We start from the raw sequence: 24457 nt of genomic DNA, 5'->3' as shown, positions 1-24457 counted from the left end.
TGTTTTAGATTTATAGGAGAAATTAATGGAAAATACACAAATCGTAATATTGGACTTTGGTAGTCAATATACTCAACTTTTATCAAGAAGAGTAAGAGAAATAGGTGTGTTTAGTGAAGTTTTAGACTTTACAACTACTGCAATTGATTTAAAAAAATATAAAAACCTTAAAGGAATTGTTCTTTCAGGAGGTCCATCAAGTGTTTATGCACAAGATGCATATAGTATTGATATTGAAATTTTTAATTTAAATATACCAATTTTAGGAGTTTGCTATGGAATGCAATTGATTACAGAATTGCATAACGGAAAAGTGGAATTAGCAGACAATCAAGAATTTGGTAAAGCAATTTTAAACATAGATTTTAAAGAAGATAAATTATTTAAAAATATAAATGATAAAAAACAAGTTTGAATGAGTCATGCTGATCATTTAATAAAAATGCCAGAAGGATTTATTAAAACTGCTCACACAGATGCTTGTATTGCCGCTATTTCAAACGAAGAAAAAAAATTATATGGAATACAATTTCATGCAGAGGTCACTCACAGTCAAGAAGGAACTCAAATAATAAAAAATTTTGTTTATGATATTTGTCAAGCTAAAAAAGACTGAAGTATGGAAATATTTATTGAACAAAAAGTTAAAGAAATTAAAGAAATTGTTAAAGATGAACAAGTAATACTTGGATTAAGTGGTGGAGTTGACTCTTCTGTTGCTGCTGCTTTGATATCAAAAGCAATTGGAAAGCAACTAACTTGTATTTTTGTAGATACTGGTCTATTAAGAAAAGATGAAGCAAAAAAAGTAATGGATTCATACACTACTTTGTTTGATATGAATATAAAATTAGTTGATGCTAGCTATACTTTTTATTTGGCATTAGAAGGTGTCAATGATCCTGAACAAAAAAGAAAAATTATAGGAAAAGAGTTTGTTGAAGTGTTTAATCATCAAGCAAAAGAAATGCATAATGCAAAGTTTTTAGCACAAGGAACAATTTATCCAGATGTAATTGAATCTTCTGTGAAAGGGCATAGCTCAAAAATGATAAAATCACACCATAACGTTGGAGGATTACCTAAGGATTTAAAATTTGAACTTCTTGAACCACTAAGAACTTTATTTAAAGATGAAGTTCGAAAAGTAGGAAAAGAATTAGGACTTGATCAAAAAATTGTAAATCGTCATCCCTTTCCAGGTCCTGGACTTGGAGTTAGAATTATAAATGAAGTCACAAAAGAAAAAGCAGACATTTTAAGAGAAGTGGATGATATTTTTATAACAAAATTATTAGACTGAAATCTTTATGATAAAGTTAGTCAAGCGTTTGCTACAATCTTACCAGTTAAAACAGTTGGTGTTATGGGAGATAATCGTACATATGATTATGTTGTTGCTTTAAGAAGTGTAAATACTATTGATTTTATGACAGCAACTTCAAGCCACTTACCGTGAGAATTTTTAGATGAAGTTACAAATGAGATCATCAATAAAGTGAATGGAGTAAACCGTGTAGTATATGATATTACATCAAAACCTCCAGGAACAATCGAATGGGAATAAAATTTTAAAGGAGAAAAAAATGATTAAAGATAATTTAAATGGAAAAATAATTGGAGAAGGTATTACATTTGATGATGTTTTACTAGTGCCTGCATATTCTGAAGTATTACCAAATCAAGTTTGTTTAAAAACAAACTTAACACCAAAAATAAGTCTAAACATACCAATTATTAGTGCTGCAATGGATACAGTTACAGAAGCTGAATTAGCTATTGCAATTGCTAGAGAAGGTGGGCTTGGAATAATACATAAAAACTTAACAATCGAAGAACAAGCATTAGAAGTGGCTAAAGTTAAAAGAAACGAATCTGGTTTTATAAAAGATCCGATTACAGTTTATAAAGAAACAACTATTGAAGAAGCTCTAAAAATTATGGCAACATATAAAATTTCAGGTTTACCAGTTATTGATAATTCTAGTAAATTAATAGGAATAATCACAAATAGAGATATAAAATACATTGATACAACGAATTTAACAGTTGAAGAAGTGATGACAAAAGAAAATTTAATTACAGGTAATCCAACAACCTCTATGGAAGAAGCAAAAAAAATAATGATTAAAAATAAAATTGAAAAGCTTCCTATAGTTAATGAAAATATGATTATAAAAGGTTTAATTACAACAAAAGATATAGATAAAGCAATTGACTATCCAAATGCATGTAAAGATGAACAAGGAAGATTAAGAGTTGGAGCAGCTGTTGGGGTAAGCGAAGAAACTTTAACTAGAGTAAATGCTTTAGTTAAAGCAGGAGTTGATGCTATAGTTGTTGATTCTGCTCATGGTCATAGTAAAAGTATTTTAGATGTAATAAAAATTATCAGAACCACTTATCCAGAATTAAATATTATTGGAGGAAATATTTGTACCGCATCAGGAGCAAATGCTTTATATGAAGCAGGAGCAAATTGCGTAAAAGTTGGAGTAGGTCCAGGAAGTATTTGTACAACTAGAGTTGTTGCTGGAGTTGGAGTCCCTCAAATTAGTGCAATTAACGAAATATATGAATGGGCAAAAGATAAAGAAGTTACAATAGTTGCTGATGGAGGGATAAAATATTCAGGAGATATTGTAAAAGCGTTAGCAGCGGGTGCAAATTGTGTAATGTTAGGAAGCATATTTGCTGGTACAGAAGAATCGCCAGGAGAAGAAATAATAGCTAATGGTAAAAAATACAAAACTTATGTTGGAATGGGTTCATTAGCAGCAATGAGTAGAGGAAGTAGAGATAGATACTTTCAAAAAGATGCAAAAAAACTAGTTCCTGAAGGTATTGAGGGAAGAGTTCCTTTTAAAGGTAAAGCAAAAGATGTAATTTTCCAATTAAATGGTGGTTTAAGAAGTGGAATGGGATATACAGGAAATAAAACCATTGAAGACTTAAGACATAATACTAAGTTTGTAAAAATAACTTCCGCAAGTTTAAGAGAGTCACATCCCCACGATGTAGAATTAACAAAAGAGTCTCCAAATTATAATAAATAATTTTTATAATTAAAATAATTAATCAAAGTTGTAAAATACTTTGATTTTTTTTCGATTATTTAATTGGAGGTATTTTATGGATGCACAATTACAAAATCAACATGATGTTGGAGAATTACAAAATAACAATGATATTGGAAACAAAATAATTAATCAATCTCAGCAAAATGATTTTTTGGCAATGGATGTTATTTTTGTTAACCAAATTTTTTATGTGGGGAAAGAAAAACATTATAGAATTTTAGTTAGACCTACAATTAGTGTTGATGCCTGATCACGATTAAGAAGTACAAGAGATAATGAAAAAACATTTAAAATTGAAAAAACCGAAGTAAATATGGCAATAGATTCTGATAAAGGGTCTGAATCTATTAAAATAGAATGACCTAAAAATGATCGAACAGAGAAAAATATTATTAAAAGTATGATGTTTAAAACTAGTTATAGTAAACTAAAAGAGATGTCTAATGTTGAATTTAGAGAAGTGTTAATTCCAACAAAATCTTTTGAAAATAATAACTCCTTAAATATAAGTTATTCATTGAAGTGTAGCAATACTATTGGTAATTTTAATAATATTGCAAACGGTCACATAAGAATCGATTTAAGACAATATACTTCTGTAGATAACAAAGCAATTTTATTGCATGATTTTGTTTATTTAAGTTTAAAAAATGATTATGATATTAATTTTAAAAAAGATGTTGTACTAGCTAAAAAACTTATAGAATACGAAACTTTTGATAATAATAAAAGAATCGATTTTGACGTTAAACTAAAAGCAAAAAATTACTTTTTTGATAGATTTGATGACAATCAAAAAAGTTTATTAGGGATTGAATTAAACAGATTCTTAACTAACTTAAAAATGGGGCAGAATGATAATAAAATTGTAGAAGCTAATTACTCTATAAATTTAGAAAATTTAAGTGAATATTATGATCTAAAAAAACCTAACCCTTTAATAAAAACAGAGTATGACAAAAGTTATACTCTTAAAACAAATGTGAAAACAAAACTAGATTTTAAAAAAAATAAAGTTATTGAAAGTGATTTAGGTGAGGAAGGTATTATGAAAAACACTAGTTTAGAAAAAAGTTTTAATTTTGAGTGAGATATTAATTATGGGGGCTTAAAAATTAACTTTTATAAAAATAATACTCCTTATAACTTGTCTGATATTCTGGTGGAAGTTGATGATCTGAGTTTCGAAACACAAAGAGCATACTTGATTAATTTTGATAACTTTAGTTTTTCTGAGTTAAAATTTGATGACAAAAATAAAGAAAAGATCCTAGATTTTATTGAAAAAAACCAAGAAATTATTATATAGAATAGTAATTCCGTTTTTGGTTGTCATCTCATTTGCAGCAATTACATCAACTGTATTAGTAAAGTTTGTTTTTAATAATAAATCGGATTTAATCGAAACAAACGACAATAACGACAATAACAATAATGATAAAGATACAGAAGAAAATAATGATTTTAAAAGTATAGAAGACGAGTTTGTTGAGAAAAACAAAAAAATAACATTTAAAAAAGAAGAAAAGACAGACATAATTGGTTTTGATATAAATTTACCTTATATAAAAACAGAGATATTTAAATATTATTTTTTAAAACACTTTAGTTATTTAGGTCCTAAAAGTGAAAAACTTCATTTGAAGTTTGAGTTTAATAAAAAAACAAAACCAAACTTAGTAAAAGTATTTTATAATAGCGTATTTTTTTCAAATAAATATTTAGTATGGAATTATCAAACAAAGTATATATAATATAAGTTGGTGATTAAAATGAATTATTTTGAAGAAGTAAAAAAAACCCTTATAAGTAAGGGTACAAAAGCGACTATAACTAAAGATACAGAGTTCAAAGCTTTGGGATTAGATTCTCTAGACTTAATGGACATGGTTGTATATTTAGAAGAAAAATTAGATATAACATTGTCTGACGATCAATTACTTGAAATCAAAACAGTAAATGATTTGGTTGGAATTATTGAAACTTTAGCTAAAAACTAATTATGAGCGATGAACTTTATAAAGAGTACATTAGTACTCTTAAACAAAACAAAATTAAAATCACATTTGTTAGACAGTGTGTTTTAAAAATTGTAGCTTCTAGAAAACATTTTACTATAAGCGAGTTAATAGCAGAATTAGAAATGCAAATGGGTTCAGTAAACGTGATGTCTATTTATAATAATATAGATCTGCTTTTAAATTTAAATTTATTATTTGCAAACAGTATAAATGGAAAACAAATTGTATATGAAGCAGTAGCGCCAAAACTGATACATATAAATTGTTACAATTGTAAAAAATTTGAACACATTGATTACTCATCAATTGATGAAAAAGTTACAGAAACATTAAAACCTCTTATGCAATCTGCTGAATTTAAGTTAGATTATTTTAAACTAGATGTTTATGGTACTTGTAAAGATTGTAAAAAATAAATAAATATATAACTCTTGTGCATTTTAATGTATAATTATAGGGTTATTTAGGGGTATAGTTCAGTTGGTAGAACATCGGACTTCAAATCCGAGTGTCGTGGGTTCAAGTCCTGCTACCCCTGCCAAATAGGAATTAAAACCTTACTTAATGTAAGGTTTTTTATTTAGGGATATAGTTCAGTTGGTAGAACATCGGACTCCAAATCCGAGTGTCGTGGGTTCAAGTCCTGCTATCCCTGCCAATAAGATAAAAAAATGATTAGTTTAGTTACTAATCATTTTTATTTTGCAAACTTTTTTCATAAATTAAAAATCCTATTGTATCTAGACCCGAATGACAAGGGAATGGAGTAGGAATAATTTCATCGTCATAATCTATTTTAATTAATTCTAATTTTTCTTTAATTTGAGTTAAAAATTTGTTACTAATTATTTCTGTGTGTACAAAAATTAACTTTATTTCTTTTGAAAAATTAGTATTAATATTATCTAATAGTTTATCAATTATAGATGCAATTGTTCTTCCCATAGCTACTTTTTTAGGTTTTTCTCCTCATTGAATTGCTATTTTCTGTTTTAAAAGTTTTAAAACAGAAAGCAATAAAGATTGTGCTCTACCACCTTTAGCTAATTTTTTTAAATCACTAGGAATTAAATATATAACAGACTTTTTAGATCAATCATCAATTTTTTCTAAATACTGTTCAATTGTTAGATTTTCATTTTTTGTCATTTCATTTAATTGAAATACTAATCTCCCTAATAAGTTAGCTGCTAAAAAATGATTAACAACAGTAACTTTACCTAAGAACTCTTCATCTTTTGAAACCATAACAGCTGTTTGAGCCATACCAGATAAATTTGAAGGAATTGGTAAATGAATGATATGATCATATTTCATTAACATTTCTTCATATTTTACAATTAGTTCACCAGGAGATGCTTGGCTAGTTGTAACATTTACACCGTTTTGTATTTGTTCATAAATTTTATTTTTTTCTCTTTGTTCTTTAACATCTAAAATATCATTTTCGCTATTTATTATAATATGAAGTGGTATAACTTCAATATTTGTATTGGTTAATTTGCTTGGTTCTAAACCTGTTGAACTATCAACTAAAATTCCAATTTTCATTTTTATTCCCCCTTAATTATTAATTTAGATTATCGTCTCAAATAGCTATTGCAAAAGTATCTTTACCTGTATGACAAGTAATTGTATTTGGTATATCATCTTGCAATCTTATTGTAAACCCTTTTTCAATAATAGTTTTTTTTACAAATTCTAATGTTTCTTCCTCTGTTCTAGAATAAGAAAAGTCAACTTGTAAAGTAGTTGATTTGGTTTTTTTCTTTAACAAATCTATTGCTGTTTCTATAGCTTTTTTAAAAGTTCTTGTTTTATCTTCTTTGTCAATTTCTCCATCATATCTTAGAATTGGATTAATCTTTAAAAGCTTTGCCATTGAAGCAGCAGCCTTTGAAATTCTTCCTCCTCTAACTAGTTGATCAAGAGTTTTTGGTACAATAAAGCAGTTGAAATTCTTATTTCTTGACTCTATTATTTGACAAATTTCTTGTCCAGTCTTACCTTGTTTTACTAATTCTAATGTGTCTAAAACTTGTTGTTTTAAAATAATACTTACTCCATTTGTGTCAACAACAAACACCTTATTTAGATATTCTTCTTGTTGAGAAAACATTCGATATGTTTCGAATTGTCCAGATAAACCCTTAGATAACAATAAACAAACAACATTATCATATTCTTTTAATAATTCGTCTCATTTACCAAGCATAGTTCCTGGTATAGACATTGATGTTTTTAATAATTGTTTTTCGTGTAATTGATAAAATTCATTTGATTCAAAGTTTTCATCATCACTAATTTGTTCGCCATCTTCTTTTGTAATCATTAATGGCACTAAATACATATCTTTATAATTTTTTACATCTTTTATCCCTGCAGATGAATCAATAAGTATTGCAATTTTCATTTTCACTCTCCTATAAGCAAATTTTATATATTCTACAAAATTAAACCTTTTTTGGTTGCATAGTAATATAAAATATAAATTTATTATATAATTGTTTTGTAATCTTTCCAAGTGTTAAAGGAGAATTGACTATGAAAATTTTTATAAATTATAATAAAAACTTTGATGTTTTAATGACATTAATTTCTAATAAACCTGTTAATAAAACGATTTCCTTAGAAAATAAAGAGGTTTTATATAATGACTCAGAAATCGTTGGAATAAATATATTTAACCCAGAAATTGATAAAAACAAAAAATATTTATTAGAAGCAAACGAATTAAAAGATTATGTAAAAGAATCACTAAAAAGTATAATAAAAATTGATACTTTAGAAAATCAATTTGTTGTTGCAAAAGTAGAAGAATGTGAACCAATTAAAAATACACACTTATCTTTATGCAAGGTAAATGATGGTAATAATATAATTCAAATAGTTTGTGGAGCAAAAAATGTTAAAAAAGGAATGTTAACTTGTTTGGCAACTGTTGGTGCATTTATGCCTGATGGAAAACAAATATTAAAAGGTTTTTTAAAAGGTTACGACTCTTTTGGAATGCTTTGTAGTAAAAAAGAACTTAACATCACTAATGATTCATTAAATGATGAAGGAATAATAGAATTAAATATAGATCAAAATAAAATTGGCAAATCAATTTGAGAGGTGATTTAATGAAAAATAAATTTAACATTGATACTCGAATTTTTGATGAGTATTATTGTGCAGATTATTTTAGAAAAACAAGAGAAATTCTTGATAAATTTAAACCAAATCAAATAGTTACTATGCAATGATTTCAAAGAAAACAAAATACTGTTGTTTGTGGAATAGAAATAATATGTGAAATTCTACGTTTAAGTAATGTAAAAGACTTGACAGTTGAAGCTCTTGAAGATGGACAAATTGCAAATGAATTAGAACCGGTTTTAAAAATAACTGGAAAATACAAAGATTTTGCAAAGTTTGAAGGTTTATTTGATGGAATATTATCAAGAGCATCAACAATTGCTACAAATGTTTACAATTTAAAAAAAGTAGCAAATAATAAAATTATATTAAATATGAATGATAGAATGGATGTTTATAATACTCAACAAATTGATGGCTATGCTTCGTATGTGGGAGGAAACTCAAACCTTGTAACACAAGCTAATTTTGAATATATAGATTTAGAACCAAACTTAAAAGGAACTATGCCGCATGCTCTAATCGCTTCGTTTGATGGAGATTTGATAATGGCTTTAAAAGCTTATCAAGATGTCTTTCCAGAAAATAACTTAGTAGCACTTGTTGATTATAATAATGATTGTATAAATGATAGCTTAAAAGCAGCTAATGAATTTAAAGAAAAACTATATGCTGTTAGATTGGATACATCAAACTCACTTATAGATAAATCACTATCTAATTTAATAGAAAAAGAAAATGAACTGCACGGTGTTAATCCAACATTAGTAAAGTTATTGAGAAACGAACTTGATAAAGCTGGTCATAATCACGTAAAAATTATAGTTTCTTCAGGTTTTGATAGTAAAAAAATTAAATTATTTGAAGAACAAAACACACCAGTGGATATTTATGGTGTTGGAGAAGCAATTACAAAAGATAAAATATATTTTACTGGTGATTTAGTTCAAATTAATGGAGTTAACCAGGCTAAATATGGAAGACAAAATATTAGTTCATCAAGAATAAAAAGTATAAAATATTATTAATGTACTAAGGAGATGATTTTATGGGTTTAATTAAAAAAAAGAAATCAAATTTAAGTAGTGATTATTTAAAGCAAGAAGAAGATAGACAACTAAATCACTGAAGTTACAATGATGATCCAATGTTAAATCTAGAACCAGTATTTATTGATTCTGAAAATGCTGGTCCTTCATTAAAAGATGTAACAAGAGAATTAAACCTTGAATCAGATTCTCAAAATCAAGAAACTGAAGAAATTGCTGAAAAATTAGCAAGTATGAAAAAGAAGTTAAATATTTTAAAACCAAATAAAAAAAACTCAGGTCCATTGGGATCTATTATTAATAACGCAAGAAATAACTCAGAAAAATTACAAAATCAAATTATAGAAAACGACCCAGTCATTGCAAAATTGCATAAAATTGAGCAATTAAAAAGAAGTGGTGGAGTTGATGAAAATCTATATACAGATTTGTCTAAATCGAAAATAGAAAATTATGCAGATAGAGCTAAACAATTTTTAAATAAAAATTTAAAAAATAAAAAAATTGAATCTGAGTTAGAAAGAAAAATGCGTTTATCAAAAGAAGCTCAAGAAAAAAGAGAAGCACGTGATGGTGCTTTATATACAGGAGTTTTTGATTTTAAACAAACTAATAATAAAAAAAATTATAAAAAAGTTGAAGAACTAAAAAAAGAAATAATTGAAAAGATCTCTTTTTTAAAAGAGTTAAATGATATAGATTTTGAAAAAGAAACAAATGTTAGTTTAGAAGAAATAGAAAATAAAGAATATTCTAGTGGTGATGCTAAAAAGAAATTTTTAACATCAAAACTTAAAAATATTGACGAATATTTGAGTAAAATAGCTGAAAAAATAAAGAAAAAAATATAAATTGGGTAAAAGATAGGGTGAAAAATTATGGATAAAGATAAAAATACACAAAGTTTGTTAAAAGCAGATCCACAAAAAAGATTTGAAGAAATAAAAAAAAGTGACGAACTAATCAAAGGAGTTAATGAAAAAGAGTTCATAAGACCTTCTAGATTAGACCAACAAATTAATGGTCAAAAGAATGAAGATGTAAATATCATTAAACCAAGAAAAAAACAAGAACCAAACTTTTCAGCACCAGAAAGAAATGAATTAGAAAAAACTATTGGAGAACTTACAACAGAACTTAGAGACAAACACGAAAAAATTATAAAAAAACAAAAAATGTTAATGAAAGAAGAAAATAAAGTCAATAAATTATTAAATAAATACTCTAAAAAAATTGAAGTTATGAAAAATAAAGGCGTTAGTGAAGAAAAAGTTGAAAAAACAATCGAACTAAAAGAAATTTATGAAAATAAACTTAGTCAAATTCATCAAAATTTAAAACTGGTTGACCCACAACAAACTTTTGACCAAAATATGAGTTTAAAAGACAGAAGAAAAAAAATTTATGACAACGCATATAATTCAGAAACAAGAAGAGCACAAAAACTTGTAGCAATGCGTGAAGCTGCTTTATCTAACAAAAAGGCTTTCAACTGAGAAAGTCATGTTGATTATAGTGAATCTGTTAAACCAGAAAAACAAGATAATTCTATACATAGAAGAAAAGGTTCGTGAGCTAAAGAAGTAGAAAAGTATAACAAGGATAATGAAGAATAATGGATAAACAAGCTTAATTAAGCTTGTTTTTTAATAAAAAAAGCGTTTCAAATAATAAATAACTTATCTTTTTTAATAATGTATAATGATAATGAATTGTTTTTAAGGAGAATTATATGTTAACAATTAATTTATTTGCAACAGATGCGCTTAGCGCAACTCAAACAGGACTAATAATTGTATTAATGATTTTAGCAATTATTTTAGTTTTATACACAATAATTACTTTAAGAAAAGTGGGAATTGCGGCAAAGAAAGTTGATTATTTCTTTGAAGATTTAACTTATAAATCAGAAATTTTAAGTGCAACAGTTGATACTGTAGAAAGAGTATCTAATTACATTGATATTTTTGATGCATTTGCAAAAAGAAATGTAAAATCATGAGTTAAAGTTGCAACAAAAAACAAAGATATTTTTTATAAAATGGTAGAAAAATTAAGGGATTTTGCCAATACAGAAGATTAATTTAAGGAGTAAAAATTATGTTTAGATTAGCCAAATTTATAGGTTTTGCATTTATAGGAATGCTATTAGCTCCTAAAAAAGGAATTGAATTAAGAATTGATTTTGTAAACTATTTAAAAAAATATCGTCCTCAAATAAAAAAATTTATATCAGCACTTGACGAAGCTTGAGAAAAAACTCAAAGTAACGAGAGTGACGAAGTTGTTGCAAGTATTGAAATGAAATTAGATAAGTTAAAAGAAGCAAGCGATGAACTAGACTCAGCACAAACTAAAGAATTAGCTTATAAAATTTTGTTAAAAATGGGTCAAACTACTATGAAAATAGGAAAAGAAATGAAAAATTCTAAAAATATGCAATCAATTGCAAAAGACTTAGCTTTAATAACAGTGGATGTAATTGACAAAGCAGACCAAGTTTACTCAGAAGTTAAAGATGTTAGTGCAAGTATGAGTGAAGATGTTGCTGTAATTGGAGATAGTAAAAAAGATAGCAAGAAAAATGAGGAGCAATAAGATGAAATCTATTTTAGTGGAACTAAAAGAAAGAGATTTATTTAATCAAGCAACAAATGAAAACAAAATAATAGAAGCACAAAAAGAAAAAGCAGGTGTATATTGTGGTTTTGATCCAACTGCTGACTCTTTGCACATTGGACACATAATTCCTTTAATGAACTTAAAAAGGTTTCAAGATTTTGGTTTTCAACCAATTTTAATATTAGGTGGAGCAACTGGGATGATTGGAGATCCTAGTTTCAAAAGCTCAGAAAGAGTCTTATTATCAACAGAACAAGTGGAAACAAATGTTTTGGCTATTGAAAAACAAGTAAAAAAAATTATTCCTTCAATTGAAGTAATAAATAACAATGATTGATTAGGCAAAATGAGCTTAATTGATTTTTTAAGAGAAATAGGAAAAGATTTTAATTTAGCTTATTTACTATCAAAAGAAAATATTGCCTCAAGAGTTGAAAAAGGTCTAAGTGTTACTGAATTTTCTTACACAATGTTGCAAGCATATGATTTTTATAAATTATATACAATGAAAAATTGTAAAATTCAAATCGGAGGTTCTGACCAATGAGGTAACATAACAAGTGGAACAGATTATATTGCTTCAAGAATAAAGAGAGAAAACTCAAAAGCAGCTGGTGTAACATTAAAACTTTTAACTAAAAAAGATGGTGGTAAGTTTGGAAAATCAGAATCAGGAACTTTATGATTGGATGCAGATAAAACTAGTGAATATGAATTTTATCAGTTTTTTGTAAATCAAGATGACGATGATTTAGAAACTTTTTTTAAACATTTAACAACACTTAATTTAGAAGAAATTAAAAACATTATGGAAGAACACAATAAAGAACCGTTTAAGAGGTTAGCGCAAAAAAGACTTGGAAAAGAAGTTGTTAGTTGAGTGCATGGTAATTCAGGTTATGAAAAAGCAATTAAAATAACAGAAGCTTTTTTTTCAGGTGATATTGAAAGTCTAGAACCTAATGAATTAAAATCAATTATAAGATCAATTCCAAACAGCGAATCTAAATTAGGATTAAATATAATAGAATTTTTAGTTGAAGCCAAAATCGCTTCATCAAACCGTGAAGCAAGAGAGCTAATAAGAGATAATTCAATAACTATTAAAAATAGAAATAATTTTTCAGAAAACGATGTTATAGAAGAAAATTTTATCTCCCAAGAAGGCATTATCATAGTCAAAAAAGGGAAAAAAAAATATTTTAGTGTAAAATGTATATAAGAAAAAGGAGCATATTATGACAATAGATATTTTTAAAAAAGCTTTTGAAGAAATTATCAACTACTACAATAATGATTGTTTAAAAAATCAAAAAATAAATAATAAAAACTTTAAAATCAAATTTGACTACAATCATTTTAACTCTTTAAACAAAGATGAAGATTTTGAAAAAGTACTTAAAGATATTATTTCTGACATTAATAATTTAAGACAAGAAAATCAATCACAACTAATTGATGATAAATTTGATGTAAGAATTTTTGCAAAAAATGAGTTAATTTTATCTTCTGCAAATGTTGCGTTTGAAAGTATATTAGAATGTTATAAAAATTTAAGTTATTTAACTAGTGATCATAATGGTAATAAGGTTTTAGAAATTGATGATAATTTTGCGATTAAAAAAGTGTCGTCTCTTGCTTCAAATATTCTTTCTCGATACGAACATCTACCAACAAGGTTGAAAAAAAACTCTGAACTTTCAATTATAATTGATATATTAAAAGTTTTAACTAACACAAATGATTTGGATAGAGTTTTAAATTTATCTAGAGAAGTTTTGGTAAAATACAATGAAATATTACATTTAGATCAATTTGTTGATTATAATGTTTTAGTTGAAGAATATGGATGAGTTCATGATGTTGTTAAATTATCAAGAGTAAGTGCTGGTGTTGTTGGATTATTGGTAAATGCAGATATTTATTCTGGTGTGCTTTCAAAAAACTATTATAAAGCTCAAAAGTCTGTTGCGTAATTAATCAATAAACTCTCACGGTGTGAGAGTTTTTTATTAGAATAAGGGGATATTTTTATGAATTGAGCAAATCGAATTACTATGATAAGAATTTTTTTAATACCAATCATTATAATATTAATGATTATATGTAATTTTAATGATCAAGCTAATCTATTATTTGGGGTATTTAACAACTCAATAAATTTTGGTAACTATAACTTACCATACGCTTATCTAATTGCAGGTATTTTATTCATTGTTGCAAGTTTAACTGATGCTCTTGATGGATACATTGCAAGAAAGTATAATCAAATAACAACTTTTGGTAAGTTTTTTGATTCTATTGCAGATAAACTTCTTACAAATAGTGTTTTAATTGTTTTTTCTATAGCAGGAATAATTCCTGTATGAATGTGTGTAATTTTAATTTGTAGAGATTTTTTAATTGACGTAGTTAGACAAATTTTAGCATCAAACAAAGTAGTAATGTCAGCAGATAAATTAGGAAAATATAGAGCTACGTTTGAAATGATTGGATTAACTTTACTTTTCTTTGTAGGATTTAGATTTTTCAATGGGCAAATTAAAGGAAATGCACAATTTGATGAATTTGGTTGAATAAATCAAATTGCTTTAGTTCCGATGTATATTACAACTATATTATGTATTGCATCAGCTTGCAACTATGTTCATAAAAATAAAACAGCTTTATTTGATATAAGAACTGAAAAATAGGAGTAAACATGGCTAAAAAAATAAAATTGCTCAATAAATATGCAGTAGTAACTGGTGCTAGTAAAGGATTGGGTTATGAATATTGCAAAGAGTTACTAAAAAAAGGATATAACATAATTGGAGTTGCAAGAAATGCTTCAAACTTGAATAATTTAAAAACAGAATTTGTAGGGCAAAAAATTATAGCTTGAAATTTTGACTTAAGTGTTTTTGAAAATAATGTTGAATTAATAAAAAAATGCCAAGATTATGATACTGAAATATTTATCAATAATGCTGGTTATGGTGTATGAGGATTTTTTACTCAAAGTGATGTTGATCAAGAAATGAATATGATTGAATTAAATATAAAATCATTGCATTATTTAACAAAAAAAATGATAATTAAGTTTGATGAACAAGGATATGGCAGAGTAATAAATGTTGGATCAATGGCGGCATTTACTCCTGGTCCGGTTTTTGCTTCATATTATGCTTCAAAAGCCTATGTTTTTAGTTTAGGATTAGCTATTAATACTGAATTGAAAAAAACAAAATCAAAAGCTAGAGTACTAACAGTTTGCCCTGGGCCTTTAAAAACAGATTTTTGAAATCGTAGTAGTAATCAAAAAGAAGCAAAATATAAATCTACTATTAAAGTAATGAGTACATCTACTTATGCAAAAAAAAGTTTAAATACTGCTCTTAAAACTAATAAAAAAGATTACATAGTAACAGGTTTAACTAATAAATTGGTTAAAAAAATCACAAAATGAGCACCACTGTCTATAACGCTTAGTTCTGTTTACAAATATCAAAAAAATAGAAAATAAACTTTATTGTTTATTTTTTTTATAACAATCAATTAGATGATCATCTATTACTCCAATTGCTTGTAAAAAAGAATATATAATTGTTGGACCTATAAATTTAAAACCTTTAGTTTTTAACTCCTTAGATATTTGTATAGATAAAAAATTTAAAGATTGTACATCTTTATGTGTTTTAGGAAAGTTTATTATAGGTTTATTGTTCGTAAAACTTCAAATATATTCAGAAAAACTATAATTATAAATTGATTTTCAATTATATAAAATTTTTGCATTGTTAATTATAGATAAAATCTTAGATTTATTTCTTATAATTTTTTCATTTATTAACAAATTGTCTATTTTGTTACTATCATAATTTTTAACTAAAGAAAAATCAAAATTATTAAAAGCTTGTTTTAAAAACTTTCTCTTTTTTAAAATAATATCTCAGCTTAGTCCTGCTTGCATTATTTCTAAACATAAAACTTCAAACAGTTTATAATCACTAAATTCACATATTGATCATTCGTTATCATGATAATTTTGTAAAGTTTTATTAAGGTTAGCTCAGTCACATCTTTTCATAATACATACACCTAAAAATATTTTAACATTAAATGAAATTTGTAATAAATTATGATATTATAAAAATATGGGGGACTTAAAAATGAAAAGCAAATCTTTATTAAATAATAATGACGATAATAATAGAGCTGCTCTTTTATTTTGTCTTTCTTAAAAATAATTAGAAAATAAAAATTAATAAATAAATAAAAGAGTATCTGATAAATTAAACAATTTAATTTATTTTGGATTACTCTTTTTTTGTTTGTAGAAAGGAAAATATGATATACGCTACAACTTGAGAAAAAATCACAGATTTTATTTCGATTGGAAGTTATAAATCTTTAATTGCAATAATTATATTTTTTTCATTGCAAATTGGTTTGTGATTTTTTCTAAAAAAGTTTAAAAATAAGTTTTTACATTTATTTTCTGGACTATTACTAGGATTATTGTTTGGTGTTATTATCCAAGCAATAGTAGGTTTTCCAGAAACATTTACATCAAAAGACTCAAAAGACAGAAAATGATTAGAAGAATTTAAGTGAGTCGAAGAACTTGACAAATGATCTGTAATATTTAAAAAAATATTTATTATTTCAATTACACTTTTAATGATACCTTTAATTTTTTTATCAATCTATCGTGCTATTACAAAGAAAAATTCTAAAAGAGTAGGAAGAATTACTGGAAAAGGAATTACATTTTTAATGATAAACGTTGCTCTTGCATTTTTTATAGCTGCAGGAATAGGAATTTTATTAAAAATAGGAGTAACTAGTGATGGCGCAAAAGTTTTAGATAAGTTTGGAGAACAACAAAGTGATGATGAAGGAGTTAACTTAACTTCTATACCAGATATGATTATTAACTATTTACCTACAAACGTATTTAGTAGTTTGGCGGGAAGTGCAGTTATTCCTGTTATAATAATGTCTTCAATAGTAGGTTTAAGTGTTAAAGCAATTTCTAAAAAAGATGAAAGAAAAGTAGAAGCTTTTGCAAAACTAATGGATGCAAGCTGAGAAATAGTTTTAAAAATAGTTAACAGTTTTATTAAAATTATTCCTTTAGCTATTATGTCAATTGTAACTAACCTTATGATTACTCAATCCTTATCAGCATTATCTTCTGTTGGTAAAGTGTTGGGTGCAGCTTACATTAGTTTATTTATATGTGTAATTTATTTAACAATAACTTTACTATTAGCAAGAATTAAACCAAACAAATGATGACAAAAAGGATGAAGACCATGTTATCAAGGTCTTGTTACTCAATCATCAAGTGCGACTTTACCTTATACAATGAAATCATTAGTTGATGAAATGAAAGTTGATGAAACTTGCGTTTCAACAATCATACCGTTATCTACAACTATGGGGATGATTGGTGGAGCTGGTGCAGAGGGAGGATTGTTGGTTGCTTTAATGTGAACAGGAACAGACTCTGCAGTAATTCATGATCAAGGAATATGGTTATTCTTATTTCTTGGATTAATCATGACTTTAATAATTTCATTGGGTATACCAGGAACACCTGGAACTTCTACTCTTGTTATTACAAGTTTAACAAACTCTTTAGGAGTACCAAGTTTAAAAAATGCAACAATGTCAATTATGTTGGTACTAGAAGATATTTTTGATATTGGTAGAACTTCAGTGAATATATTAGCGGCAATGGTAGGAAGTACACTTGTTGCTCTAAGCGAAGGAATGATTGGTGTTGATACAGACATATTAAGTAAAAAAGCTGCAAAACATCAAATAAAATTAAATGAGTTAAAAACCTTAAAAGATACTTTTGACCAAGAATATAGAGTTTTAAAAGTAGAGTTTCAAGAACAAAAAATTGATAAAAGAGCTTTTATTGAAAGTTCGAAAACTGTTAAAACAAATTACAAGCAAAAACAACAAGAGATTAAAAAAACTAAATAAAATAAAAAGCTTATATTTATAAGCTTTTTATTTTATTTATAAATATATTACATATAAAAATTGATATAATTTTAAAAAGGTTTATTATGAGTAGAATATTAAAAAAAGTTTTAAGTTTAAGAAGCTTAATAATAATAAATTTATTTGTTATTTCAAGTTTACTGACTAATTTATACAAAGACACGTTATTTTCAAAAGATTTTTATATAATATCTTTTGTTTTTAATTTTTTATGTACAGTATTTTTATTTTCTACTATAACTTTACTATTTAATTTAACTAAAATTTTATCTAAATTAGATAAAGATGGAATTTATTGACTTAAATTTTATTTTAAAATCGTATTAACATTTATATTCTTATTTGTAATATCAATATTTATTTATAAATTTAAATTTAATTTGTCTTCATTATTTAATGTACTAGTAATCATTTTATTATCTTTTATAGCAATTGTTTTTTTACTAGTTCAAATCAAATGAATATCATTACAAAAAATAAAAACAAAAATTTATCATTTAATAAAATTAGTATTAAAAGATTTTGTAAAAATAAAATTAAACTTTTTATTAATATTGCAAAGTTTATTAATTAAACTAAAAATAATTTTTTTAAAATTCACAAATTTTAAAATTAATTATATAAAAACTAAATATATAAAAAAAATTAAAATAATTTATGGAGATCAATTCGTTCAATTTTGTTAATTATTAAAATTTAATTTTAAACTACAAAATTGAAAGGAATTATATGACAAAAATAACTAATAAATATTGGTACTTAATTTTAATGTACGCATTTTTAACAACCCTATCTAACGCAAGTATAGTTTATGGAGGTTATAAATTATCAAGTGTCTTAAACAATGTTGTTGCAAATAACATTGATATTGTTACTAAAAACACAATTATTGTTTTAGTATCTTTTATTATATCGATTTTATTAAACTATATTTCAGATTTAATAAAAGTTAAAGCTATTTATAAAATTAAAGTTTCGCTAAAAGATTTAATATCAAAAAAAATAAATTCACTTAACGATATAGAATTTCAAAAATATAAAAAAGGAGATTATATTTCTTGATATACAAATGATGTTAACTCAATTGAAAACTTATGTATAAATAATATTTTTAATGTTGTAAAAAGTATTTCAGCAATAATTTTATCTACTTATGCAATATTTACTTTCCATTGAATAATTGGTTTATCATTATTCGGAACAACTCTATTAATGATAATTCTTCCTTCTCTTGTTCAATCTTGAGTCACAAAATCAACTAAAAAAATGTCAGTTGCAAAAGAAAACTTTTCTAGTAGAGTAGAAAATTTAATAAGTGGATATTATGTTTTTTCATATGCAAATGAAAAAAGAAAATTCTATAATTTAATTAATTTAGCAAGTAAAAAAGAAGAAAAAGCCATTTCTTCATATGGTTATGCAAACTCATTTCAAGGATTTATTTTATTTGCTTTATTCATAGCAAGTCAAATGATAATGTTATTTGTATCTATTTATTTAGCTTTAAATAATTATACAGAAGTTGGTGCAGTGCTTTCGGTTGCAAACATTTCAGGTACATTTTTTAATGGAGTAAATGGTTTATTTGGATCAGCTTTTGTAATTAAGGCAGGATCAATAATTGTAAAAAAATTTAAACCTCATGATGTAGCAGAAGAAAATATTGAAAAAATAGATTTTAAAAATTTAAAACTGTTAAATTTAAGTTATGAAATAAATAACAAACAAATTTTTGATAATTTAAATCTAGAATTTAAAAAAGATGAAAAATATTTGATTGTTGGAGAATCTGGTAAAGGTAAATCTACATTATTCAACATAATATTTGGTTTAATTGATAATTATAGTGGAAAGATTTTATTAAACAATGAATTAAATTATAAATCAGTAGGCAAAGAAAATATTAAAAACTTAATTTGATATATGCCTCAAAAAACATTTATTTTTAATGATACATTAAAAAATAATTTAACTTTATTTAATGAAGACGTGAGTAATGAAAAAATAATTGAAGTTTTAAAAAAAGTAAATTTAGAAAAACTTGCAAATTTAGAAAGTTTAGAAAAAATCATTAGTATTGATACTAATAACTTGTCTGGTGGAGAAATGCAGAGAATATCAATCGCTAGAGCATTACTACAAGATAGACAAATATTGATATTTGATGAAATAACATCAAACTTAGATAAAAATAATCGAGACATTATTGAAGAAATAATTAAAAGTATGAATAAAACAATTTTATATATTTCTCATACAAGTAATACTATAAATAATAACAATTTTGATAAAGTAATTGAACTTTAATTAATTAAAAATTATACAATAAAAAATTTTGACCAAAAAGATCTAATAAAGTGATAAAAAAAATTGTGTTTAAAACACAATTTTTTATTTAATTAAACGGTTATATCATTCTACAACTAGTGCATCATTAATTTCTTGATTTAATTCATTTCTTTCTGGTAATCTAACAAATGATCCTGAGAAAGTTTTTTGATCAAACTTAACAAATTCAACAGTTTTTGCACTTGAAGCAATTGCTTCAATTACTTTATCATTTTTATGCATTTTATCTTTTAATGCAATAGTTTCACCAGGTTTTACAATATATGAAGGAATATCTAGTTTTTTTCCATTTACTAAAATATGTCCATGTGATACTAATTGTCTTGCTCCTTGTCTTGTTAAAGCAAGCCCCATTCTATAAACGATATTATCTAGTCTTGATTCAAGTAATTGTAAGAAATTAGTACCTGTAATTCCAGCTAATTTTTTTGCTTTTGCATATGTATTTCTAAATTGTCTTTCTGTTAAACCATACATAAATTTAAGTTTTTGTTTTTCTTGCATTTGTTGTCCATAACCTGACAATTTAGTTCTTCTTGATCCATGTTGACCTGGAGCAGTAGTTCTTTTTTTACCTTTAGAAAACTCTTTTCCTGTTTCTAAGATTGAAAACCCGTAACGACGAGCTTTTTTAAATTTAGATCCTGTATATCTTGACATTATTTCTCCTTATTTTTTTGGAAAATCGCTATTAAAATACAAACTCTAATAAAGGAAGTCTATGTTCGCCCTTATCTGCAAGGGTTACTCACGCTTTTCAAATCATAGACTAATTATTTTATTATGTTTGCCTGCAGATTAACCAATAATAATTATATATGTTTTTAATATAGTTTTTAATAAAAATTTAATAAATGTAAAGTGTTTTTGCGGTATTTTATATGAATTAAAGAGTAATATCTTATGTGCTATAATAAAAACGAGGAAATATTTATGGTACTTACATGAAATATAAATAATATGTTTACAGATCCAATATTGATTGCTTGTACAGCAATCTTTTTTGGATTATTTTTAATAAGTTTAATTTTAACAATAGTTTTAATTATACATAAAAACATAATTCAAACTATTGCAAAAACAATTGATCTATATGATGCAATAACTAAATCATCTTTAAAAAACCTTATAAGAAGAATATCAAACATTTATGATGAAACAAAAGATCTTGAAAAAGAATACTATGTTTGAAGAACAAAATTTGAGTTGATTTATGAAAAGCAAGTTTCAAAAATTATGTTGGAGTTTGTTAAACTACTTGAAGATAGAAGTACAACAAAACCACTGATATCAAACTATAAAAATTATCAAAAAGTTTATCAAAATTTAGCTTCAATTAATAATACTATTTATGATTTATATGTAGAAATTTATTCTAAAATTGAAGTTGAATTCTTGCAACGTGATTTTGTAACTTATTTAAAAGAAGTTTTTTCTGCTATTAAAGAAGAAGTGATAATTGTTACATTTAAAGATTATGAAATCGATCATGAAAAATTAAATGGTATAGTAATAAAAATTGAAGAATTGTTCGAAGATTTTTACATAAATATGGAAGAAGGTTGGTTAAAAGCTTCATGAGATTTATTAGGTAAAATTAAAGCTTCTTTATTATTTGTAATAGAGTTGTTAGAAGCAATTCCTGAAACCTTTTCATACATTAAAGCTGTTATTCCTGAAAAATTAGCTGAAATAAAAAATAAATATGTTACTTTTGGCACTTCAAGTAGAGAAAAGCTAAATTTAAACGCAAACAATTATTTAAACTTAGAATATCAAGTAGATCAATTAAGAATTAAAGCTTTAAATCAAATAAAAAACTTACAATATAAGAAAGTAAGAAGTACATTAGAAGAAATTGAAGATCTAATTTTAAACTTTAAAGATTCAGTCGAGTACGAAGATAAACTAAAAAAATACTTTAGAGAAGATACTGAAAATATCAAAAATAACTTTGATAAAGTTTGAAAAGCAACCTGAGCAATTCAAAAAGAACTTCATGAAGCAAAAACTTTAAGTAAAATTAAAACAATTGAAAGTAGTCAATTTGAAGAGGCTAGATCAAAATTTATTTCAACCAAAGAAAATATTGAACTTATATTTTCAAGATTTGATGTGAGTGAATCAACTGGTAAAGAAATTAATTTAATGGAATTAAAAGAAGAACTTTTAAAAGCTTTGTCAAACTCAATTGAAGATATTGAACATTTAGAAAAATCAGCTAAATGAATTGAAAAAAATACAATCAATGTTGCAAGTTTAATAAATCATGTTATTTTTTTACAAAGTCTTTTAAATCAATGTGAAGTAAAAATTAATCAGTACCGCTCAATTAAAGAATTGGGGCCAAGATTTTTAGAATCTATTAATTATGAACAAGATAAATTACAAGAATTTTTAAAACAAAGAGTGGCATTAATAAAAACTCATGAAGAAAAAGAATTAGCATCACTTTACATAGAAGAAGTAACTAATGAAATAATGACAATTGTTAGAGATTTAAAGGATGCAATTTTTTTAGATTATATTTCTCAAGAAATAATGGTATATTTAGAAAGATATGTTGGTAAATACAATGGCATGGAAGAATTGATTGATAGATGTGAAGTGCTATTTAAACAAAGACAACTAGAACAACTAATTAATTTATCTTTAAATACATTAGGTGGTTTAAAAAAAATTAGAAAATAAGAGGAATATATGAAAAATATTTTAGTAAGATATGGAGAATTAACTTTAAAGGGAAACAATCGCGAATACTTTATTACAAAATTAATACAAAACATCAAGTTTAAGCTGAAAAAATATAAAGAATTTGTAGAGTATAAAAAAGATTATAATAGTTTAACTATTACAGTTAATGAGACTAAAATTAATGAAATAATCGATGTACTAACAACAACTTTTGGAATTTATTCAATTTCAATTGTTGATATTGTTAAAAAAGATGAAGATTTAATATTGCAAAAAACCTTAGAAATTGCAAAAAGCTTAAAAGAATACACTTTCAAAGTTGAAGTAGAAAGAAAAGATAAAAACTTTCCAATCGGCTCAAGTGATTTAAAAATTAAAATTGCATCAAATATTTTAAAAAATACAAATAACTTAAAAGTGGATGTTAAGAAACCTGAAAATAAAATAACAGTTATTATTAAAATTGATGGGGCATATATTTTTACATCAAAAATAGTTGCTTCAAAAGGACTTCCTGTTGGGGTTGGAGGAAAAGCAATTTCGCTGTTAAGTGGAGGAATTGATTCTCCTGTTGCTAGTTACTTAACTTTAAAAAGAGGAATGCAAGTAGACTTTTTACATTTTATGACTCCTCCACATACAAGTAAAGAAGCTTTAAATAAAGTATTTAGTTTAGCATTAGCATTAGAAAAGTACAATCAAACTCACTTTAGCTTATATGTATGTGATTTTTCTTTAATTTTACAAGAATTAATGCATATAAAAGAAGAATCTTATCGTATTACTATTATGAGAAGAATTTTTGTAAAAATTGCAAACAAATTAGCACAGTTAATAAACGCAAAAGCAATAATAACAGGAGACAACTTAGGTCAAGTTGCTTCTCAAACAATTGAATCTTTAAATGTTATTAATAAAACATCAGATTTAACTATTATTAGACCTTTAATAACTTATGATAAAGAAGAAATAATAGATATTGCAAAAAAAATAGATACATATAAAATATCAATATTACCTTTTGATGATGTATGCTCATTATATGTTCCTAAAAACCCAATAACAAAACCAAAATTGTTTATTGCAGAAGGCCAAGAAAAAAACTTATTAATTGATGAGTTATTAGATTATGCTTTAAATAATTGTATTAAACAATATGTTTGTAAAGATGGTGAATTAGTTGAAAAAAATCAAGAACAAAAAAATCAAGAACAAAAACCCGAATAAATTTGGAGTTTTTAATGGAAATGTTATTAATAGCGAAACTTTTGGATTAGAAAATGAATTTAAAGTTGAAGAATATCATGATGAATCATTAACTATTACAGAAATTAAAACAAAAACTTTAAAAGAAGATGAAGAGCTAGTTATTAAAGAAAATTTAATCAAAAAAAGAAGAAAGATCAACTCATTAGTTTATAAAATTATTGCTTCTATTATAATTTTTTTGGTTATTATCATTATCATAGTATACTTAATTATAAGATAAAAAGAAGCG

Annotated in this window: 26 protein-coding genes and 2 tRNA genes; 24 read left to right on the top strand and 4 right to left on the bottom strand. The window is 25.2% G+C overall.

Going from position 1 to position 24457, the window contains the following annotated elements; translation table 4 throughout:
* The first annotated feature begins 25 nt into the window (after nt 1-25).
* The 8 genes from guaA to SGLAD_RS04540 all read left to right on the top strand — a co-directional run bounded on the left by guaA (nt 26) and on the right by SGLAD_RS04540 (nt 5759).
* Entirely contained in the window at nt 26-1567 is a 1542-nt protein-coding gene (gene guaA, locus SGLAD_RS04575; RefSeq protein WP_134298098.1) for a glutamine-hydrolyzing GMP synthase, read from the top strand.
* Between the two features lie 19 nt (nt 1568-1586).
* Entirely contained in the window at nt 1587-3056 is a 1470-nt protein-coding gene (gene guaB, locus SGLAD_RS04570; protein ID WP_134298095.1) for an IMP dehydrogenase, read from the top strand.
* Between the two features lie 76 nt (nt 3057-3132).
* The gene (locus tag SGLAD_RS04565; protein ID WP_134298092.1) at nt 3133-4389 is read left to right on the top strand and encodes a hypothetical protein; all 1257 of its coding nucleotides are present in this window, start codon (nt 3133-3135) and stop codon (nt 4387-4389) included.
* Complete coding sequence (locus tag SGLAD_RS04560; RefSeq protein WP_134298090.1) at nt 4361-4834, top strand: hypothetical protein; 474 nt, start codon at nt 4361-4363, stop codon at nt 4832-4834. Before SGLAD_RS04565 ends, SGLAD_RS04560 begins: the two co-directional genes overlap by 29 nt.
* 18 nt (nt 4835-4852) lie before the next feature.
* A complete protein-coding gene (locus SGLAD_RS04555; RefSeq protein WP_134298087.1) occupies nt 4853-5080 on the top strand; it encodes an acyl carrier protein in 228 nt (75 codons plus the stop codon).
* 2 nt (nt 5081-5082) lie between these two features.
* Nucleotides 5083-5517, top strand: a complete 435-nt coding sequence (locus tag SGLAD_RS04550; protein ID WP_134298083.1) for a transcriptional repressor — start codon at nt 5083-5085, stop codon at nt 5515-5517.
* 49 nt (nt 5518-5566) lie between these two features.
* A tRNA-Trp gene (locus SGLAD_RS04545) sits at nt 5567-5642 on the top strand.
* Between the two features lie 41 nt (nt 5643-5683).
* Nucleotides 5684-5759 (top strand) — tRNA-Trp (locus SGLAD_RS04540).
* A gap of 29 nt (nt 5760-5788) precedes the next feature.
* Here SGLAD_RS04540 and SGLAD_RS04535 read toward each other — a convergent pair.
* Nucleotides 5789-6652: a DegV family protein gene (locus tag SGLAD_RS04535; protein WP_134298081.1), complete on the bottom strand. Its 864-nt coding sequence runs from the start codon at nt 6650-6652 to the stop codon at nt 5789-5791.
* A gap of 19 nt (nt 6653-6671) precedes the next feature.
* Nucleotides 6672-7514, bottom strand: a complete 843-nt coding sequence (locus SGLAD_RS04530) for a DegV family protein (protein WP_134298078.1) — start codon at nt 7512-7514, stop codon at nt 6672-6674.
* A 131-nt stretch (nt 7515-7645) separates the two neighbouring features.
* Between SGLAD_RS04530 and ytpR the strand changes: the two genes are divergently transcribed.
* The 10 genes from ytpR to SGLAD_RS04480 all read left to right on the top strand — a co-directional run bounded on the left by ytpR (nt 7646) and on the right by SGLAD_RS04480 (nt 15418).
* Nucleotides 7646-8227: a YtpR family tRNA-binding protein gene (gene ytpR / locus SGLAD_RS04525; RefSeq protein WP_134298076.1), complete on the top strand. Its 582-nt coding sequence runs from the start codon at nt 7646-7648 to the stop codon at nt 8225-8227.
* The gene (locus tag SGLAD_RS04520; RefSeq protein ID WP_134298073.1) at nt 8227-9270 is read left to right on the top strand and encodes a nicotinate phosphoribosyltransferase; all 1044 of its coding nucleotides are present in this window, start codon (nt 8227-8229) and stop codon (nt 9268-9270) included. The genes ytpR and SGLAD_RS04520 overlap by 1 nt, the downstream gene beginning before the upstream one ends.
* A 20-nt stretch (nt 9271-9290) precedes the next feature.
* Nucleotides 9291-10142: a hypothetical protein gene (locus tag SGLAD_RS04515; protein WP_134298071.1), complete on the top strand. Its 852-nt coding sequence runs from the start codon at nt 9291-9293 to the stop codon at nt 10140-10142.
* Nucleotides 10143-10169: 27 nt separating this feature from the next.
* Nucleotides 10170-10907: a hypothetical protein gene (locus SGLAD_RS04510; RefSeq protein WP_134298068.1), complete on the top strand. Its 738-nt coding sequence runs from the start codon at nt 10170-10172 to the stop codon at nt 10905-10907.
* A gap of 116 nt (nt 10908-11023) precedes the next feature.
* The gene (locus SGLAD_RS04505) at nt 11024-11374 is read left to right on the top strand and encodes a hypothetical protein (protein ID WP_134298066.1); all 351 of its coding nucleotides are present in this window, start codon (nt 11024-11026) and stop codon (nt 11372-11374) included.
* 17 nt (nt 11375-11391) lie between these two features.
* The gene (locus SGLAD_RS04500) at nt 11392-11889 is read left to right on the top strand and encodes a hypothetical protein (protein WP_134298063.1); all 498 of its coding nucleotides are present in this window, start codon (nt 11392-11394) and stop codon (nt 11887-11889) included.
* Between the two features lies 1 nt (nt 11890).
* A complete protein-coding gene (tyrS, locus tag SGLAD_RS04495; protein ID WP_134298061.1) occupies nt 11891-13135 on the top strand; it encodes a tyrosine--tRNA ligase in 1245 nt (414 codons plus the stop codon).
* A 16-nt stretch (nt 13136-13151) separates the two neighbouring features.
* On the top strand, nt 13152-13889 hold the full coding sequence (locus tag SGLAD_RS04490; RefSeq protein WP_134298058.1) for a hypothetical protein: 738 nt from the start codon (nt 13152-13154) through the stop codon (nt 13887-13889).
* 57 nt (nt 13890-13946) lie between these two features.
* Complete coding sequence (pgsA, locus tag SGLAD_RS04485) at nt 13947-14606, top strand: CDP-diacylglycerol--glycerol-3-phosphate 3-phosphatidyltransferase (RefSeq protein ID WP_134298056.1); 660 nt, start codon at nt 13947-13949, stop codon at nt 14604-14606.
* 8 nt (nt 14607-14614) lie between these two features.
* Complete coding sequence (locus SGLAD_RS04480) at nt 14615-15418, top strand: SDR family NAD(P)-dependent oxidoreductase (protein WP_134298053.1); 804 nt, start codon at nt 14615-14617, stop codon at nt 15416-15418.
* 3 nt (nt 15419-15421) lie between these two features.
* On the opposite strand, the gene SGLAD_RS04475 is transcribed toward SGLAD_RS04480, so the two are convergent.
* Nucleotides 15422-15982 carry a DNA-3-methyladenine glycosylase I gene (locus SGLAD_RS04475; protein WP_134298050.1) on the bottom strand — a complete coding sequence of 187 codons (561 nt, stop codon included), beginning with the start codon at nt 15980-15982 and terminating at the stop codon, nt 15422-15424.
* Between the two features lie 260 nt (nt 15983-16242).
* On the opposite strand from SGLAD_RS04475, the gene SGLAD_RS04470 reads away from it, so the two are divergent.
* The 3 genes from SGLAD_RS04470 (at nt 16243) to SGLAD_RS04460 (ending at nt 20223) form a co-directional block, all read left to right on the top strand.
* The gene (locus SGLAD_RS04470) at nt 16243-17895 is read left to right on the top strand and encodes a dicarboxylate/amino acid:cation symporter (protein ID WP_134298047.1); all 1653 of its coding nucleotides are present in this window, start codon (nt 16243-16245) and stop codon (nt 17893-17895) included.
* An 86-nt stretch (nt 17896-17981) separates the two neighbouring features.
* The gene (locus SGLAD_RS04465) at nt 17982-18602 is read left to right on the top strand and encodes a hypothetical protein (RefSeq protein WP_134298044.1); all 621 of its coding nucleotides are present in this window, start codon (nt 17982-17984) and stop codon (nt 18600-18602) included.
* Between the two features lie 43 nt (nt 18603-18645).
* On the top strand, nt 18646-20223 hold the full coding sequence (locus tag SGLAD_RS04460; protein WP_134298041.1) for an ATP-binding cassette domain-containing protein: 1578 nt from the start codon (nt 18646-18648) through the stop codon (nt 20221-20223).
* 84 nt (nt 20224-20307) lie between these two features.
* On the opposite strand, the gene rpsD is transcribed toward SGLAD_RS04460, so the two are convergent.
* A complete protein-coding gene (gene rpsD, locus SGLAD_RS04455; protein WP_134298038.1) occupies nt 20308-20925 on the bottom strand; it encodes a 30S ribosomal protein S4 in 618 nt (205 codons plus the stop codon).
* A 273-nt stretch (nt 20926-21198) separates the two neighbouring features.
* Here rpsD and SGLAD_RS04450 point away from each other — a divergent pair, with 273 nt between their 5' ends.
* Genes SGLAD_RS04450 through SGLAD_RS04440 form a run of 3 tightly spaced genes read left to right on the top strand, consistent with a single transcriptional unit; the run spans nt 21199 to nt 24448 of the window.
* Nucleotides 21199-22956: a septation ring formation regulator EzrA gene (locus tag SGLAD_RS04450; RefSeq protein WP_166739180.1), complete on the top strand. Its 1758-nt coding sequence runs from the start codon at nt 21199-21201 to the stop codon at nt 22954-22956.
* 9 nt (nt 22957-22965) lie between these two features.
* Nucleotides 22966-24186 carry a tRNA uracil 4-sulfurtransferase ThiI gene (thiI, locus tag SGLAD_RS04445; RefSeq protein WP_134298032.1) on the top strand — a complete coding sequence of 407 codons (1221 nt, stop codon included), beginning with the start codon at nt 22966-22968 and terminating at the stop codon, nt 24184-24186.
* Nucleotides 24140-24448, top strand: coding sequence for a hypothetical protein (locus SGLAD_RS04440; RefSeq protein WP_134298029.1), 309 nt, complete (start codon nt 24140-24142; stop codon nt 24446-24448). Before thiI ends, SGLAD_RS04440 begins: the two co-directional genes overlap by 47 nt.
* The last annotated feature ends 9 nt before the right edge of the window (nt 24449-24457 follow it).

The sequence above is a fragment of the Spiroplasma gladiatoris genome, from assembly GCF_004379335.1.
In the GTDB taxonomy this organism is placed as follows: domain Bacteria; phylum Bacillota_I; class Bacilli_A; order Mycoplasmatales; family Mycoplasmataceae; genus Spiroplasma_A; species Spiroplasma_A gladiatoris.
This window is presented reverse-complemented; position numbering and strand designations above follow the sequence as displayed.